Here is a 14,319-nt window from a genome sequence, read left to right as displayed (position 1 = left end):
CGGTCCGAAGCGTCCGCCGCCGGCGCTGTTACTTCCCGATCTCCTGCATCTTGTCCTGCGTGTGCGTGATTTCAATCTTCCGCGGCTTGGCCTGCTCCAACACCGGAATCCGGAGCGTCAGGACGCCGTCGGCGTAGCTCGCCTTGACCTTGTCGGTGTCCAGCGTGTCGCCCAGGATCAGCTGGCGGCTGAATACTCCGCGCGGCCGTTCCGAGGCGATCAATTCAACGTTGGGCTGCGTCGGGTCGCGCCGTTCGGCCCTGACGGTCAGGACGTTGCGCTCGATGTCGAGATCCACCGAGTCAACATTGACGCCGGGAAGATCGAACGCGACGACGAATTCGCCGTCCTCCTGCCACGCGTCCATCGGCATGGCGGCGGGCCGCGCCGCCGTTCCGAAGACTTGCTGGGTCAGCCGGTCCAATTCACGGAACGGGTCCGTACGCATCAACATCATTTCCCACTCCTTCATACGAGAGTCTTGAATCTTCCTGCCTATCCAGCCCACTCGGTTATCTGTGGTGGTGGATATAGATTTTTTATAGCACCAGTGCCAAACTGATGCAACAGGAAATTTTTCGACCACACGAAGGGACGTGAGCCATGGCGGAACGTGAAGCGGACGTCGGGGTGTACGCGATCTCCGTGGTGGCTCAGCTGGTCGGGACCGGGCCGCAGAACATCCGGCTTTACGAGCGCAGGGGACTCCTGACCCCGGACCGCACGGCGGGCGGAACGCGGCAGTACAGCGAGACGGATCTGGTGGTGCTGCGGCGGATCAGTGAGCTGCTGGACGAGGGGCTGAACCTCGCCGGCGTCGCCAAGGTGCTGGAACTGGAAACGGCTAATGCCAAGCTCCGTGCGGAGCTTAAACGACGCGGGGCGCGCTGACCGGCAGCGCGCCCCGTCTTCGCCGGCGCCTACTCCGCGCCGGTCTCCTGCTTGGAGAGTTCACCGGTGATCCGCTCGCCCGGGATCCTGGCGGTCCGCCAGGTGTCCAGCAGGATCACGGCGCCCAGGATCACGAACGAGATGGACAGCGAGGCAAGGGCATCGGTGGTCCAGTGGTAGCCGAGGTACAGCCGGCTGAGCGCGGCGAAGAAGATCCCGATGCCGGCTACGGCGAAGCCCGCGACGGCGGCTTTCGGGTTCTTGCGGCGGGAAAAGATCAGGAACGTGGTGATCAGCAGGAAGTCACAGGCGCCCAAGACGTGGCCTGACGGGAACGAGAACGTGGAGTCAGCCCCGAAGAGCATAAGGTCCACCGGCGGGCGCTGCCGGCCGACCGACCGGCCGATGATCTGGGCCAGGATGACCCCGGTCAGCATGCCACCGGCCAGCACCATCGGCCGCCAGGCGTGCTTGGCCAGCAGCCCCCACGCCACCGTGAACACCAGGATGATGATCGGCAGGCCGATGGGTCCGAAGACAATGGCCAGGATGATCATGATGGTCGTGGCCGGCTCCCCGCGCAGGGCCACGAGCCCGGAGCGCACCGGCTCGTCAACGGCGGTGATACCGCCGTGCTGCAGCACGCTAACCAGGATGGCAATGAACGCCACGACGCCGACGACCATAAGCCCGACGGCGATCCGGTACAGATTCCGCCGCGCATCCACGCTCATGTAGCGCTCCTCCACCACAAACTTGTCATGGAAGACCCGCCACCAGCCGGATTGCCCGGTTTTCTGCTCTGCCATTGCCGTATCCGCCTCTGCGCCGTGTGTGGACATTCCCAACGTGAAGAATATCCCGGTTCCCGCGCCGCGGGCGCGTCGGACCGGCAGCCGGTCCCGCGCCGTTCCCGCCGGTAGCCTGAACCCATGGGTGTCATGAACGAACTGATCAACCCCGGGGTGGTCGGCTCGCTGGGACGGATCCTTGCCGCTGCTTCCCCCGGCCGCCGCTTCCCGCAACTGGCCGGCACGGCCGGGCAGCTGGACGGGCTGGGCCTGCGCGAACGCACCGACCTGCTCAGCAGCGCCCTGCTCACCGATCTGCCCGCCGACTACACCGCTGCGGCGGCGGTCTTCCGCCAGGCGCTGAAGGACCCGGACTTCACCGGCTGGATGATCTGGCCGGTCAGCGAGGCGGCCGCCACCCTCGCCCTTGCCCGGAGGGGCCCCGCCGATTTCGAGGACTGCTTGTCGCTGCTCGCCGAGCTGACTCCGCGGCTCACGGGTGAATTCGCCATCCGGCGGCTCCTGGATGCGGACCTCGACCGGGCCCTGACGGTCATCCAGCGCTGGACCAGCCACCCCGACTGGCAGGTCCGACGGCTCGCCAGCGAGGGCACCCGGGCGTACCTGCCGTGGGCAATCCGTGTTCCCGGACTCACGGCCCGGCCGGCGGCAACCCTCCCGATCCTGGACGCCCTGTACCGCGACCCGGTCGAGGATGTCCGGCGGTCGGTGGCCAACCACCTGAACGACCTGGCCCGGCATGCCCCCGACGAAGTGGTCGCCGCCGCAGCGCGCTGGCTGGCGGAGCCGGACGCGAACACCGCCAGGGTGGTCCGCCACGGCCTGCGGACCCTGGTCAAGAAGGCCCACCCCGGCGCGCTGGAGTTGCTCGGCTTCGCGCCGGCGTCGCTCGCCGTGACGCCTCCCCGACTCGACCGCACCGTCGTGGAACTGCCGGGAGACCTGGGCTTCGATTTCGACGTCGCCAACACCGGCCCGGCGGAGGCCCGCATCGCCGTCGACTACGTGGTGCACTACGCCAAAGCCAACGGCGTCCTCGCGGACAAAGTGTTCAAGCTCGGCACGGCCGTCCTCGGGCCGGGTGAATCCAGGACATTTTCGAAGCGCCACGCCTTCCGCCAGATGACCACCCGGGTCCACCACCCCGGCGACCACGCGCTGCAGCCGCAGGTCAACGGGGTGCGCTATCCGGGGGCCGGTTTCACGGTGCTGACCTAGGCTCCGGAAACGGACGGCGGCGTGCCCGCGTGGTGATTTGACTCACATTTAAATCAGACGTTATCCTCGCTTCAGCCGTTGGCCCCGCGGCGACCACCTCCCGGAAAGACAGTGCGATGACGACAGCAAGCGAATGCATCGAGATCCAGGTCGACAATCGCCAACTCCTGGACGACCGGCTCAACGACGCCGTCCAGGGGCTGCAGCGGCTCGCCATGCTCACCGGCACCCACGGCATCCTGCTGACCCGGCACAAGCCGGGGCACTACACGGCCGCACTTTCGGACCAGGTCCCCTTCGGGATGACACGGGAAGTCGTCCGCTAGGCCGCGGGCGCGGCGGCCCGGGGACGACGCGCCCCGGCCGCTAACCAGACCAGGTCCCGGGCGGCTGAGCTGCGAATCGCCGCCCGGGACCTTTTTGGCTTCAGCGGCGGTTCACCAGCCGTGGCCAATCACCAGTCATGGACGGTGCCGTCGACGAGGCGGTTGTAGGGCAGGTAGGCCTGCTGGTACGGGTAGGCCGCGGCGGCCTCCTCGTTGAACTCGACGCCGATGCCGGGGGTCTCCCCCGGGTGCAGGTAGCCGTCAACGAAGGTCATGGACTGCTCGAAGACCTCGTTGGTTGCATCCGAGTGCTGCATGTATTCCTGGATCCCGTAGTTGTGGATGGCCAGGCCCACGTGCAGCTGCGCGGCGAACCCGACCGGGGAGATGTCCGTGGGGCCGTGGAAGCCGGACTTGATCTGGTACTGCGCGGCGAAGTCCATGACTTTCTTCAGCGGCGAGATACCGCCGAAGTGCGTGGAGGCGGCCCGGACGTAGTCGATCAGCTGTTCCTTGATGATGGTCTGGTAGTCGTACACGGTGTTGAAGATTTCACCGATGGCCAGCGGCGTGGTGGTGTGCTGCCGGACCAGGCGCAGCGCCTCCTGGTTTTCCGCCGGGGTGCAGTCCTCCAGCCAGAACAGGTCGTAGGGTTCCAGCGCCTTGCCCAGCTTCGCGGCCTGGATCGGCGTCATCCGGTGGTGCCCGTCGTGCAGCAGCGGGATTTCCGGTCCGAACTCGTTCCGGACCGCCTCGAACACCGTCGGCAGGTGCCGCAGGTAGGCGCGGGTGTCCCAGTCCTCCTCCTGCGGGAACGCACCGCGCCCGGCGGGTTCGTAGTCGTACCGCTCCCCCGAGGCCTGTGCCTGCGCCGCGACCCCGTACACGGCCTTGATGCCGGGCACGGCGGTCTGGATCCGGATCGACTTGTAGCCCAGCTCCAGGTGTTCGCGGACCGAGTCGAACAGCGATTCCAGGTCCGAGCCGGAGGCGTGGCCGTACGCGCGCAGGCCGTTCCGGGACGCCCCGCCCAGCAGCTGGTAGACGGGCATGCCGGCCAGCTTGCCCTTGATGTCCCAGAGCGCCATGTCGACGGCGGCGATCGCGGCCATTGTGACGGGGCCGCGGCGCCAGTACGAGGACCGGTAGAGGAACTGCCAGGTGTCCTCGATCCGGTGCGGGTCCTTGCCGATCAGCAGCTGCGCAACATGCTCCTTCAGGTACGCGGCGACGGCCAGCTCACGGCCGTTGAGGGTGGCGTCGCCGATACCGGTGACACCGTCCTCGGTGGTGATCCGCAACGTGACGAAGTTGCGGGAGGGGCTGGTCACAAAGACTTCGGCGGCAATGATTTTCACGGCTGGTCCAGGCTTTCGGTGTCGGTCGGGAGGGATTCCGGGATGGTTCCGGAAGGTTGGGGGTCTTAGCGCTGGGTGCTTCCGTCCGGGGCGGTATCCAGCAGCGCCAGTTCCGCGGCGCTGGGGAGGCCCTCGCAGTCACCGGCGGTGCTGACCGCAAAGGCGCCGGCGAGGGTGCCGCGCTTGAGGCGGGCGGCGACGTCGCCGCCGTCGAGCAGGGCGGAAAGATAGCCCGCGGTGAAGGCGTCCCCCGCACCGACGGTGTCGATACTGGTCACCGGCACGGCGGGGGCCTCCCAGCGGCCGGCTGCGGTGTGGACCCCGGCGCCGGCGGCGCCGCGCTTGACCACGACCTCCCGGACACCGCGCTCCAGGAGCTCGGCGGCCATGGCCAGTTCGGCGGCTTCGGGACATGCCCCGCTGCCGGCGTCCCCCAGGCCTGCGGCCCCCATGCCGGCGACCAGCCCGAGTTCGTCGTCGGAGGCGACCAGGACGGTCGCGTGCCGGGCGATCGGGGTGAGGACGGCGCGGGCCTCGTCACGGGACCACAGTTTGCTGCGGTAGTTGACGTCGAGGGAGACCGCCAGGCCTTCGGCTGCGCCGCGCGCGGCCGCGTATTCGACGGCACGCCGGGCATCCGGGCTCAGTGCGGCGGTGATACCGGTCAGGTGCAGGACGCGCGGGCCGGCGACGAAGGCCCGGTCCACGTCCTCGCGGCTGATCGTGGACCCGGCGGAACCGGCCCGGTAGTAGTAGGCCCGGCTGATGTCCGCCGTGCGCCGTTCCAGGAACATCACCCCGGTGGCCCGGGCCCCATCCACCCGGTGCTGCACCGCGATGCCCTCGGAGCGCAGCTGCCGGAGGATGAACTCGCCATGCGGATCCGCGCCGACGACGCCGGCCCAGGCAACACTGTGGCCCAGCCGGGCGACGCCGACGGCGACGTTGGACTCCGCCCCGGCCACGTGCATGCCGAGGCTGCCGCCGGCGGACAGCGGCCCCGCGGAGCGCAGCGAGACCATCGATTCGCCCAGGGTGAGCAGGTCGACGGTCACCGCGCAGGCTCCGCGGCCATCCGCCGGCCGTATCCGGACGCCAGGTCGACGAAGGCGCGGGCCCGTTCGCGCATCGGGGCAAGGTTCCCGCCCGAGCCGGCGTCGCCGAACAGCGGGCCGCCGAGTCCGACCGCGATAGCGCCGGCGTCCCAGTACCCGGCCGCCTCGTCGAGCCCGACGCCGCCCACGGCGATGAACGGGATGCCGGGGAAGGGGTCGCGGAGTGCCTTGAGGTAGCCGGGACCGCCGATGGAGGCGGGGAAGAGCTTCACCGCGGTGGCACCGCGGTTCATCGCCTCGTAGGCCTCGCTGGGGGTGAGGGCCCCGGCCAGAACGGGGATCCGCAGGCGGGCGGCTTCCTGGATGGAGCTGGCGAGCGAAGGCGTCACCATGAACTGTCCGCCGGCGTCGGCGACGTCTTCCACGTCCGCGGCGGTGAGGACCGTGCCGGCCCCGACGAAGCAGCCGGCGGGTGCGGCGGCACGGACCGTGCGGATCGCGGCCAGCGCGTCCGGGGTGGTCAGGGCGATCTCGACGTAGCGGAAGCCTTCCTCCATGGCCGCGAGGGCAGCCTTGGCGGCGGCCCCGCCATCGGTGCCGCGCACGATCGCCACGAGGCGGGTCTCACGGATTCCGGCCAGCAGGTTCTCGGGGGTGGGTTCGGATGTCATCTCATTCACCATTCTGCGAAGGCGCCGTCGGGGTGGCGCCAGACCGGTCCGCGCCAGGCGTGGCCGCGCTTGTCCGCGGCACGGACCACGGCCTCGTCGATCTCGATGCCCAGGCCAGGCCCGGTCAGCCGTTCGATGTGGCCGTCGACGAATTTCAGCGGACTCTTGTCCACCACGTAGTCAAGGACCTCGGCGCCCTGGTTGTAGTGGATGCCGATGCTTTGCTCCTGGATCAGGAAGTTGGGCGTCGCGAAGCCCACCTGCAGGCAGGCGGCGAGTGCCAGCGGGCCGAGCGGGCAGTGCGGGGCCAGCTGGACCTCGTAGATTTCGGCGAGCGAGGCGATCTTGCGGACCTCGGTGATGCCGCCGGCGTGTGAGAGGTCCGGCTGGGCCACGGCGATGCCGGCCTGCAGCGCGGGCAGGAATTCCTGCCGGCTGTAGAGCCGCTCGCCGGTGGAGACCGGCGTCGTGGTCGATGAGGTGAACTCCCGGAGCAGGTGGGTGTTTTCCGGGACCACGGGTTCTTCGAGGAAGAAGGGCCGGTACGGTTCCAGCAGCGGCGCCACGCGCCGGGCGTTGGCCAGGCTAAAGCGGCCGTGGAAGTCGACGGCGACGTCGCGGTGGTCACCGAGCACCTCGCGGGCGGCGGCGACCCGGCGGACGACGCCGTCGAGTTCGGCGACGGAGGCGATCGGGCTCATCCGGCCGCTGGCGTTCATCTTCACCGCGGTGAGACCTACCTCCAGCTGGGCGCTGATCTGGTCCGCCACCTCGTTCGGCTCGTCCCCGCCCACCCAGCCGTACATCCGGATCCGGTCGCGGACGTGGCCGCCCAGGAGCTGGTGCACGGGGGTGTTGAAATGCTTCCCCGCGATGTCCCACAGCGCCTGGTCCAGGCCGGAGACAGCGCTGGCCAGGATGGGCCCGCCCCGGTAGAAGGAGCCCTTGGTCATGACCTGCCAGTGGTCCTCGATCCGGAGTGCGTCGTTGCCGATCAGCAGCTCGGAGAGCTGGTCGACGGCGGTGCGCACCGTTTCGCTGCGGCCCTCGCAGCTGGCCTCGCCCCAGCCGACGATCCCGCTGTCGGTTTCGATCCGGACGAAGAGCCAGCGCGGCGCGACGAGGAAGGTTTCAATCCTGCTGATGCGTGTCATGTGCTGCCTAGCCCTTGGTCGCACCGGCGGTCAGACCGGAGACGATGTACTTCTGCGTGAAGAGCGCAATGATCATGATCGGGATGGTGACCACCGTGGCGGCCGCCATCAGCCCGCCCCAGTCGATGCTGGCGTAGGAGACGAAGTCGAAGATCGCCACCGGCAGGGTCTTGGTCTTGGAGCCGGAGAGCACCAGGGCGAACATGAAGTTGTTCCACGAGAAGATGAAGGACAGGATGCCGGCGGTGGCGATACCGGAGACGGACAGCGGCAGCGTGATGCGGCGGAACGCGCCGATCGGGGTGAGGCCGTCAACCTGGGCCGATTCCTCCAGCTCCAGCGGCAGCGAATCGAAGTAGCTCATCATGATGTAGACGATCAGCGGCAGCGCGACGAACATGTGGCTGAGGATCAGCACCTCGAAGCCGCCCACCATCTTCAGGTTGGAGAAGACGTAGTACCAGGGCACCAGCAGCGAGACGCCCGGGATGACGCGGGCCATCAGGACCACCAGGGCCGAGCGGTGCATGGTGAAGCGGCTCATCGCGTAGGCCGCCGGGACGCCGAGGACCAGCGACAGTGCGGTGGAGACGAACGCCACCCAGAAGCTGTTGAAGATGAAGACGAAGTAGTTGTTCCGCTGCAGCACGTTGGCGTAGTTCTCGCCAGTGGGAGTGAAGACGAACGACTTGGCCGTGTCGTAAATGTCCACGTTGGTCTTGAAGGACGCCAGCAGCATCCAGATCAGCGGCGCGACCAGGAACAGCACCACCGCGACCAGGGCGGCAACACGGAACACCTTGTAGGCGCGGGTGGCCAGCGGCTTGCGGCGGCGCGGGGCCGGTGCCTGCCGGGCGGCTGCGGTCCGGGATTGGGTGTCTTGGGTCTGGACGGTCATTTGCTTACCGCTTTCTTGCGCATGGTCAGCAGCCACATGGTGCCGATGATGATCATGAAGAACAGGATCAGCACCGCGGAGGAGAGCCCGTACTGGTTGTAGTCGAAGCTCAGGCCGTAGGCGTAGACGTTGAGGGTCTCCACCTCGTGGAAGGAGCCGCCGCCCTTGCCCTTGGTGGCGTAGAGGATGTCGAAGGTCTTCAGGGCGTCGATGCCGCGCAGCAGGATGGCGACGATTACGGTCGGCATCATCAGCGGCAGGGTGATGAAGAAGAAGCGCTGGGCGGCGTTGGCGCCGTCCATCCGGGCGGCCTCGTCCGGTTCCTCGGAGAGCGAGGTCAGGCCGGCGAGCAGGATCAGCACGACCATCGGGGTCCACTGCCAGATGTCCATGAAGATCGTGGTGCCCAGGGCGGTGTCCTGGCCGGACAGCCACGGCTGCGGCGGGATGCCGATCATGCCGAGCAGCTGGTTGACGAAGCCGATGTTCGGGTCGAAGATCAGCCGCCACATCATGCCGACGGCCACCGGGGTGGCGACAAGCGGCAGCAGGATGGCGACCCGCACCCATTTTTCGCCGCGGAAGGGCCGCCACAGCAGCAGGGCGATGCCCATGCCCAGAACGACCTCGCAGACCAGGGCGACGCCGGTGAAGGACAGCGTGCGGCCGACGGCGGGCCAGAACCGTTCGACGTCGGAGAGTACCGTCACGTAGTTCTCCAGGCCGATGAACTCGGATGCGGCGCGGACCGACCCCTGCGAGTCCGTCAGGCTCAGGTACAGCGTCCAGGCCAGCGGAAAGATGATCAGGACGCCCACGAAGATCATGGCGGGCGCGGCGAAAAGCCACTTGCGGTGCCGGTTGGCCCAGGCGGAGAAGTTCTCCCCCGGGCCGGGCGTGCGGGCCGCGCTGCGGCCGGCGCCGCGGGTGGTGCCGCCGCGGGAGGTGTTCAGTACAGACATGGTTCACCTAAGGAGTTGGGGGTGAAGTGAAGAGCGTTGCCGCGGCGGGACGGCGGCTGGGCAGCCGTCCCGCCGGGCAGTGTTGCGTCAGGCAGTTTGCGTCACAGTTTGTGACGCAGTTTGCGAAGCAGTTGCGTCAGGCGCGGTGCGCCGGAGCGCTACTTCTTTTCGCTGTCCAGGAACTTCTGGAAGGCGTCGTTGGCGGTGTCAGCCGCTGCCGAGGCGTCGCCCCCGGTGATGGTGGCGACGATCGGGGCACCGACGATCTCGCGGGCCTTGCCCACGGTGACAACCTGGGGACGGTCGTGGCCCACACCGGCCTTGGCGCTGGCGGCGATGGCCTCGGCCAGGTCCTTCGGGTAGGTGGAGGTTCCGGCCGGGTCGGCCCAGACCGAGGCACGCGGACCGGGGACGCCGGCCTTCTGTGCTGCCAGCGTGCGTTCCTTGCTGGTGGCCCACTGGATGAACTTCCAGGCGTTGTCCTGGTTGCCGGACGCCTGGTTGACGGCCAGGCCCCACGACGGGATGTTGTACGGCTTGGAACCGGCGGGGCCGGCGGGCAGCTGGGCAAAGCCGACCTTGTCCGCGACCTTGGACTTGGCCGGATCGGTGGCGTTCTTGTAGAGCGAGTCCGCTTCGGTGTAGAAGGCGGCCTTGCCCTGGGTGAAGATTGCCATCGCCTCGGGCCAGCTCATGTCGGTGCTGACGTTCTTGGGGCCGTAGTTCTTGATCAGGCCGCCGTAGAAGGAGTAGGCCTTCTTCGCTGCGTCACTGCCGACGGCGGACTTGCCGTCGGCGTCGGTGAAGTCACCGCCGAAGCTGTAGAGGAAGCTGGAGAACTGGGTCACGGCCGCGGACTTGCCGGTGCGGGCCACGAAGCCGGCGGTGTCCGGGTTGGCGGCGGCGATCTTCTTGGCGGCGGCCTCGAGCTCGTCCATGGTCTTGGGGACCTGGATGCCGGCGGCCTGCAGCAGGTCCTTGCGGTAGTAAAGGACTTCGCGTTCGGTGATGATCGGGACGCCGACGACCTTGCCGTCCACCGTGGTGGCCTTGACGGGTCCTTCCTGGTAGTCCTTCCAGTCCCAGTTCGCGTCCGAGGAGACCTTGGACGTCAGGTCAGCGAGGTAGCCGTTCTTGGCGAACGCCTTGCCCTCCTGCAGCGGACGGTACATCATCACGTCGATCTCGTCGCTGCCGGCGTTGAGCTTGACGTTGTACTGGTCCGAAAGCTGGTCTTCGCCGAGCTGGGTGAGTTCGACCTTGAGGCCGGTCGCCTTTTCGAATTCCGGAATGGCGGCCTTGATGCCCTCGGTCCATACGTGGTTGGCCAGCGTGACCCGGACCGTGCCGGCGGCCTTGGCGTCGCCGCCACCGCCGCCGCAGGCGGTCAGCCCGAGCGACAGCGCCGCGGCTACGGCCGCGTACTTCACAATTGAACGTCGCTTCATTACGACTCCCTTGTCTTCAGGGCCGGATCAGGCTCCAGCCACCCGCGGATGCATCTTTACATCTGCTCTGGAGCGATCTTAGAGAAATAAAGCAGACTTAAACAACCCCTTGCGCCCACCCGTATGATTTATTCATGCAAACCCCAAAGGCGGAGTCTTCAGCAGACCTGCACTCCGTGCTCGTCCAGACCCTGGGGCTCGCTATTGCCGAGGGGAGCCTGGCGCCGCACTCGATCCTCCGCCTGGACGAGCTGGAGGCGCAGCACAGCGTGTCGCGCTCGGTGGTGCGGGAGGCCACCCGGGTGCTCTCCTCGATGGGCATGCTGGAATCCCGGCGCCGGCTGGGCACGGTGGTGCAGCCGGAGGAGTCCTGGAACCTCTACGACCCGCAGGTGATCCGCTGGCGGCTGGCCTCATCCAGGCGGGTGGACCAGTTGCGGGCGCTGAACGAACTCCGCGGCGCGATCGAGCCGCAGGCGGCCCGACTGGCGGCCGAACGGGCCTCCTGGGACACCGGCAGCGATCTCGTCGCCCAGGCCGCGCGGCTCTGGGCGGCCGGGCAGCGCGGGAACCAGGACGAGTTCCTGCGGCTCGACATCGAGTTCCATGCCTCCGTGCTCCGGGCCTCGGGCAACCCGATGTTTTCGCAGCTGCACAACTTGGTTGCCGAGGTCCTCACCGGCCGCACCGAGCACGGCCTGATGCCGCACCTGCCCCAGCACGAGGCGCTCCAGCTGCACGTGGACGTGGCCAGCGCCATCCAGCGCGGCGAGATGGACACCGCGCACGCGGCGATGCGCCGGATCGTGGAGCAGTCCACCGAGGAGATCGGCGACATCTGGTCCAGCCACCAGGGCGGTCCGGCCTAAGAACCACGACGCGGGGTCAGATACGGCCCATGTTGGGCCCCGGGATGGGCCGTATCTGACCCCGCGTTGTTCCCTAGCGGCCGCCCTCGAGCTTTCGGCTGCGCTGCTCCTGGGCCATGGGCCCGTACGGATAGACGCCGACGCGGGGCTGGCTGACCTCGGTCAGCCGATCCGTCTCAGCGTCGGTAAGCCGGAGGTCCGCTGCCGCCAGATTGTCCGCGAGCTGCTCGGTGCTCCGCGCCCCCAGGATCACCGAGGTGACCGCCGGCCGGTCCGCCAGCCACGCGAGCGCCACCTGGGACGGGCTCACGCCGTGCCGCCCCGCCGTTTCCTGCACCTCGGCAATGACGTCCCAGGTCCGCGGGTCACCGTTGCGGGCCTCCCACGCCTCCATCCCGCGTTTGGGATTTTCGCCGAGCCGGGTGGCGCCGGCGGGCGGCTGGTCGCGCTTGTACTTGCCGGACAGCCAGCCGCCGCCCAAAGGCGACCAGGGCAGCAGGCCGATGCCGGCGTCGAGCGCTGCCGGGACGATTTCCGACTCGATCTCGCGGACCAGCAGGCTGTACTGCGGCTGCAGTGTCACGGGCGCGCTCCAGCCCTGGGCCCTGGCCACGTGGACGGCCTTGGTCAGCTGCCAGCCCAGGAAGTTGGAGAAGCCGTAGTAGGCGATCTTGCCGCTGCTGACGGCGTCGTGCAGGAACCGGAGGGTCTCCTCCAGCGGGGTCACCGGATCCCACGCGTGCAGCTGGTAAAGGTCGATCTGCTCGACGCCGAGCCGGCGCAGCGAGTCATCCAACGCCCGGGCCAGGTGACGGCGGGAGGTCCCGACGTCGTTGGGTGCCTGGCCCATCGGGAAGCGTCCCTTCGTCGCCACGACGGCCCGGTCCCGGAGCTCGGGCCGTTCGGCCAGCCACCGGCCGATGATTTCCTCCGACACCCCCGAGCTGTAAACGTCGGCAGTGTCGATGAAGTTGCCGCCGGCCTCGAAGTAGGCGTCCAGGATGGCGCGGGACTGCTCCTCACTGGCCTCGGCGCCGAAGGTCATGGTGCCCAGCGCATAGTTGGAGACAACGGCGCCGCTGTTGCCCAGGGTGCGGTATTGCATGGAACTCCTCAGTGGTCGGTGGGGGTCAGGCCGCGCTTCAGTCCTCGGTGGGCGTGGTGCGCAGCGAGTGGTAGTTCCGCCAGCTGTGCTCCGGGGCGTAGCCCAGGAGCCGTTTGGCCTTGTCGATCGAGAGCATCGTCTCGTGCTCGCCGAGTTCCTTGACCACCTTGACGTTGGGGAACACCTCGGCGGCCAACTCGCTGCTGGGGCGGCTCATCACGGTGTCCTCGTTGGCGATGATGAAGGCCTCGAAGCCCGGCTTGCCGTGCTCCAGCGCCCGAGCCACGGCCTGCGCGCCGTCGCGGCCATCAATGTAGCCCCAGAGGTTCCATTTGCGCAGCGAGGCATCGGCGTCGAACGACGGGAACTCCTCGTAGTCCTCCGGGTCCATCACGTTGGAGAACCGCAGGCCGGTAATGCTCAGCGTGGGGTCCCAGCGGGTCAGCTGGATCGCCATCTGCTCTTCGAGGTGCTTGACCAGCGAGTAGGTGCTTTCCGGCCGGGCCGGGTATTCCTCGTCCACCGGGATGTAGGGAGGGTCGACGTCGAACGGCAGTCCCAGCACCGTCTCGCTGGAGGCGTAGACAATCTTCTTGATGCCGGCCCGGCGCGCGGCCTGGAACACGTTGTAGGTGGCCTGCATGTTGTTCTCGAAGGTCGCGGCGTCGGGAGCGAGGCCCGGGGCCGGGATGGCGGCCAGGTGCACGATTGCGTCGAAGCCTTCATGCCGGTCATCCAGGCCGAGGATGACGTCGACGACCTGCCCGTAGTTGCGCAGGTCCACGCGGGTGAATCCGTGCTCCCGCTCGCCCGCCTGGTCCAGGTTGGTGACCTGGTGGCCGTCGTCGGTGAGCCTGCGGACCACGTTCCTGCCGAGCTTTCCGCTTCCTCCGGTAACTGCAATTCTCATCAAGGTCTCCTCGGTCGTCGGGGCGGCTGCCGTCCCCCCACCCTAGATCGGACGGCGTCCCCGGTGCACCCCGCACCCGCCGGGGCGCGCCGCCGCGGTGACCTTTGGCCCTAGGCACTGCCGCGGTGACGGGGCAGGGTGGGTGCCATGAGCGGAGATCAGCGGATAGTCGTGGGCGTGGACGGCTCCGAGTTTTCAACGACGGCACTCCGGCTCGCCGGGCGCATGGCCACCAGCCTGAACGCCCCGCTGGAGGTCATCACGTGCCTGGGCACCTCGGATTTCTTCCTCGCGTCCCACCTGCCGGAAGAACGCACCGCCTCGCCAGGCGAGCTCGAGGAGACCGCCAAGCGCCTGGTGGAACAGTCGCTGGAACGGGCCTTCGGCAGCTCCCGCCCGGAGCAGCTGAGCCGGCAGATCAAGTTCGGGCCGCCGGCCAAGGTGCTGATCGAGGAGAGCAAGGACGCGCAACTGCTTGTGGTGGGACGGCGCGGCCAGGGCGGCTTCCTCGCCCAGGTGATGGGGTCGGTCAGCGGCGCCTGTGCGGCCCACGCCCATTGCCCGGTGCTGGTGGTCGGCCAGGAGGCCGGCGAAGGCCAGCCGACCGAATGAACGCAGGCCGCACGGCTGCGCCCCGCTTGC

At 68.3% G+C, this 14,319-nt stretch carries 16 protein-coding genes; 5 read left to right on the top strand and 11 right to left on the bottom strand.

The features are described 5' to 3' along the window. Positions 1–28: 28 nt before the first annotated feature. A complete protein-coding gene (locus tag AC1DH3_RS00155; protein ID WP_441417825.1) occupies positions 29–454 on the bottom strand; it encodes an Hsp20/alpha crystallin family protein in 426 nt (141 codons plus the stop codon). Between the two features lie 149 nt (positions 455–603). Between AC1DH3_RS00155 and AC1DH3_RS00150 the strand changes: the two genes are divergently transcribed. After that, complete coding sequence (locus AC1DH3_RS00150) at positions 604–891, top strand: MerR family transcriptional regulator (protein WP_441416774.1); 288 nt, start codon at positions 604–606, stop codon at positions 889–891. A 29-nt stretch (positions 892–920) separates the two neighbouring features. On the opposite strand, the gene AC1DH3_RS00145 is transcribed toward AC1DH3_RS00150, so the two are convergent. After that, a complete protein-coding gene (locus tag AC1DH3_RS00145) occupies positions 921–1,700 on the bottom strand; it encodes a phosphatase PAP2 family protein (RefSeq protein ID WP_441416773.1) in 780 nt (259 codons plus the stop codon). Between the two features lie 123 nt (positions 1,701–1,823). Between AC1DH3_RS00145 and AC1DH3_RS00140 the strand changes: the two genes are divergently transcribed. Together AC1DH3_RS00140 and AC1DH3_RS00135 are read left to right on the top strand one after the other, a co-directional pair. Beyond that, positions 1,824–2,921 (top strand): DNA alkylation repair protein, encoded by a 1,098-nt coding sequence (locus AC1DH3_RS00140; protein ID WP_441416772.1) that lies wholly within the window; start codon positions 1,824–1,826, stop codon positions 2,919–2,921. 116 nt (positions 2,922–3,037) lie between these two features. Beyond that, positions 3,038–3,247 carry a hypothetical protein gene (locus tag AC1DH3_RS00135; RefSeq protein WP_346957867.1) on the top strand — a complete coding sequence of 70 codons (210 nt, stop codon included), beginning with the start codon at positions 3,038–3,040 and terminating at the stop codon, positions 3,245–3,247. Between the two features lie 128 nt (positions 3,248–3,375). Here the strand turns inward: AC1DH3_RS00135 and manD are convergent, their stop codons facing one another. From manD to AC1DH3_RS00100, 7 genes are all read right to left on the bottom strand, one after another. After that, positions 3,376–4,605, bottom strand: coding sequence for a D-mannonate dehydratase ManD (gene manD, locus AC1DH3_RS00130; RefSeq protein WP_346957868.1), 1,230 nt, complete (start codon positions 4,603–4,605; stop codon positions 3,376–3,378). 65 nt (positions 4,606–4,670) lie between these two features. Next, the gene (locus tag AC1DH3_RS00125) at positions 4,671–5,660 is read right to left on the bottom strand and encodes a sugar kinase (RefSeq protein ID WP_441416771.1); all 990 of its coding nucleotides are present in this window, start codon (positions 5,658–5,660) and stop codon (positions 4,671–4,673) included. After that, positions 5,657–6,331: a bifunctional 4-hydroxy-2-oxoglutarate aldolase/2-dehydro-3-deoxy-phosphogluconate aldolase gene (locus AC1DH3_RS00120; RefSeq protein WP_476908363.1), complete on the bottom strand. Its 675-nt coding sequence runs from the start codon at positions 6,329–6,331 to the stop codon at positions 5,657–5,659. Before AC1DH3_RS00120 ends, AC1DH3_RS00125 begins: the two co-directional genes overlap by 4 nt. Before the next feature lie 5 nt (positions 6,332–6,336). Continuing rightward, positions 6,337–7,485, bottom strand: a complete 1,149-nt coding sequence (dgoD, locus tag AC1DH3_RS00115) for a galactonate dehydratase (protein ID WP_441416769.1) — start codon at positions 7,483–7,485, stop codon at positions 6,337–6,339. 7 nt (positions 7,486–7,492) lie between these two features. Beyond that, positions 7,493–8,383 (bottom strand): carbohydrate ABC transporter permease, encoded by an 891-nt coding sequence (locus tag AC1DH3_RS00110; RefSeq protein WP_441416768.1) that lies wholly within the window; start codon positions 8,381–8,383, stop codon positions 7,493–7,495. Continuing rightward, positions 8,380–9,345: a carbohydrate ABC transporter permease gene (locus tag AC1DH3_RS00105; protein ID WP_441416767.1), complete on the bottom strand. Its 966-nt coding sequence runs from the start codon at positions 9,343–9,345 to the stop codon at positions 8,380–8,382. The genes AC1DH3_RS00110 and AC1DH3_RS00105 overlap by 4 nt, the downstream gene beginning before the upstream one ends. A 158-nt stretch (positions 9,346–9,503) precedes the next feature. Beyond that, positions 9,504–10,793 carry an ABC transporter substrate-binding protein gene (locus AC1DH3_RS00100; RefSeq protein ID WP_441416766.1) on the bottom strand — a complete coding sequence of 430 codons (1,290 nt, stop codon included), beginning with the start codon at positions 10,791–10,793 and terminating at the stop codon, positions 9,504–9,506. Positions 10,794–10,927: 134 nt separating this feature from the next. On the opposite strand from AC1DH3_RS00100, the gene AC1DH3_RS00095 reads away from it, so the two are divergent. Then, positions 10,928–11,662 (top strand): FadR/GntR family transcriptional regulator, encoded by a 735-nt coding sequence (locus AC1DH3_RS00095; protein ID WP_175323859.1) that lies wholly within the window; start codon positions 10,928–10,930, stop codon positions 11,660–11,662. Between the two features lie 73 nt (positions 11,663–11,735). Here the strand turns inward: AC1DH3_RS00095 and AC1DH3_RS00090 are convergent, their stop codons facing one another. Together AC1DH3_RS00090 and AC1DH3_RS00085 are read right to left on the bottom strand one after the other, a co-directional pair. Beyond that, entirely contained in the window at positions 11,736–12,767 is a 1,032-nt protein-coding gene (locus AC1DH3_RS00090; RefSeq protein WP_476908362.1) for an aldo/keto reductase, read from the bottom strand. A 37-nt stretch (positions 12,768–12,804) separates the two neighbouring features. Then, positions 12,805–13,677, bottom strand: coding sequence for an NAD-dependent epimerase/dehydratase family protein (locus AC1DH3_RS00085; protein ID WP_441416764.1), 873 nt, complete (start codon positions 13,675–13,677; stop codon positions 12,805–12,807). 147 nt (positions 13,678–13,824) lie between these two features. On the opposite strand from AC1DH3_RS00085, the gene AC1DH3_RS00080 reads away from it, so the two are divergent. Beyond that, positions 13,825–14,289 carry a universal stress protein gene (locus AC1DH3_RS00080; RefSeq protein WP_476908361.1) on the top strand — a complete coding sequence of 155 codons (465 nt, stop codon included), beginning with the start codon at positions 13,825–13,827 and terminating at the stop codon, positions 14,287–14,289. The last annotated feature ends 30 nt before the right edge of the window (positions 14,290–14,319 follow it).

The sequence above is a fragment of the Arthrobacter sp. 05L428 genome (assembly GCF_056397665.1).
Note: the sequence above shows the minus strand (reverse complement) of the source record. Positions and strands in the feature narration are given on the sequence as shown.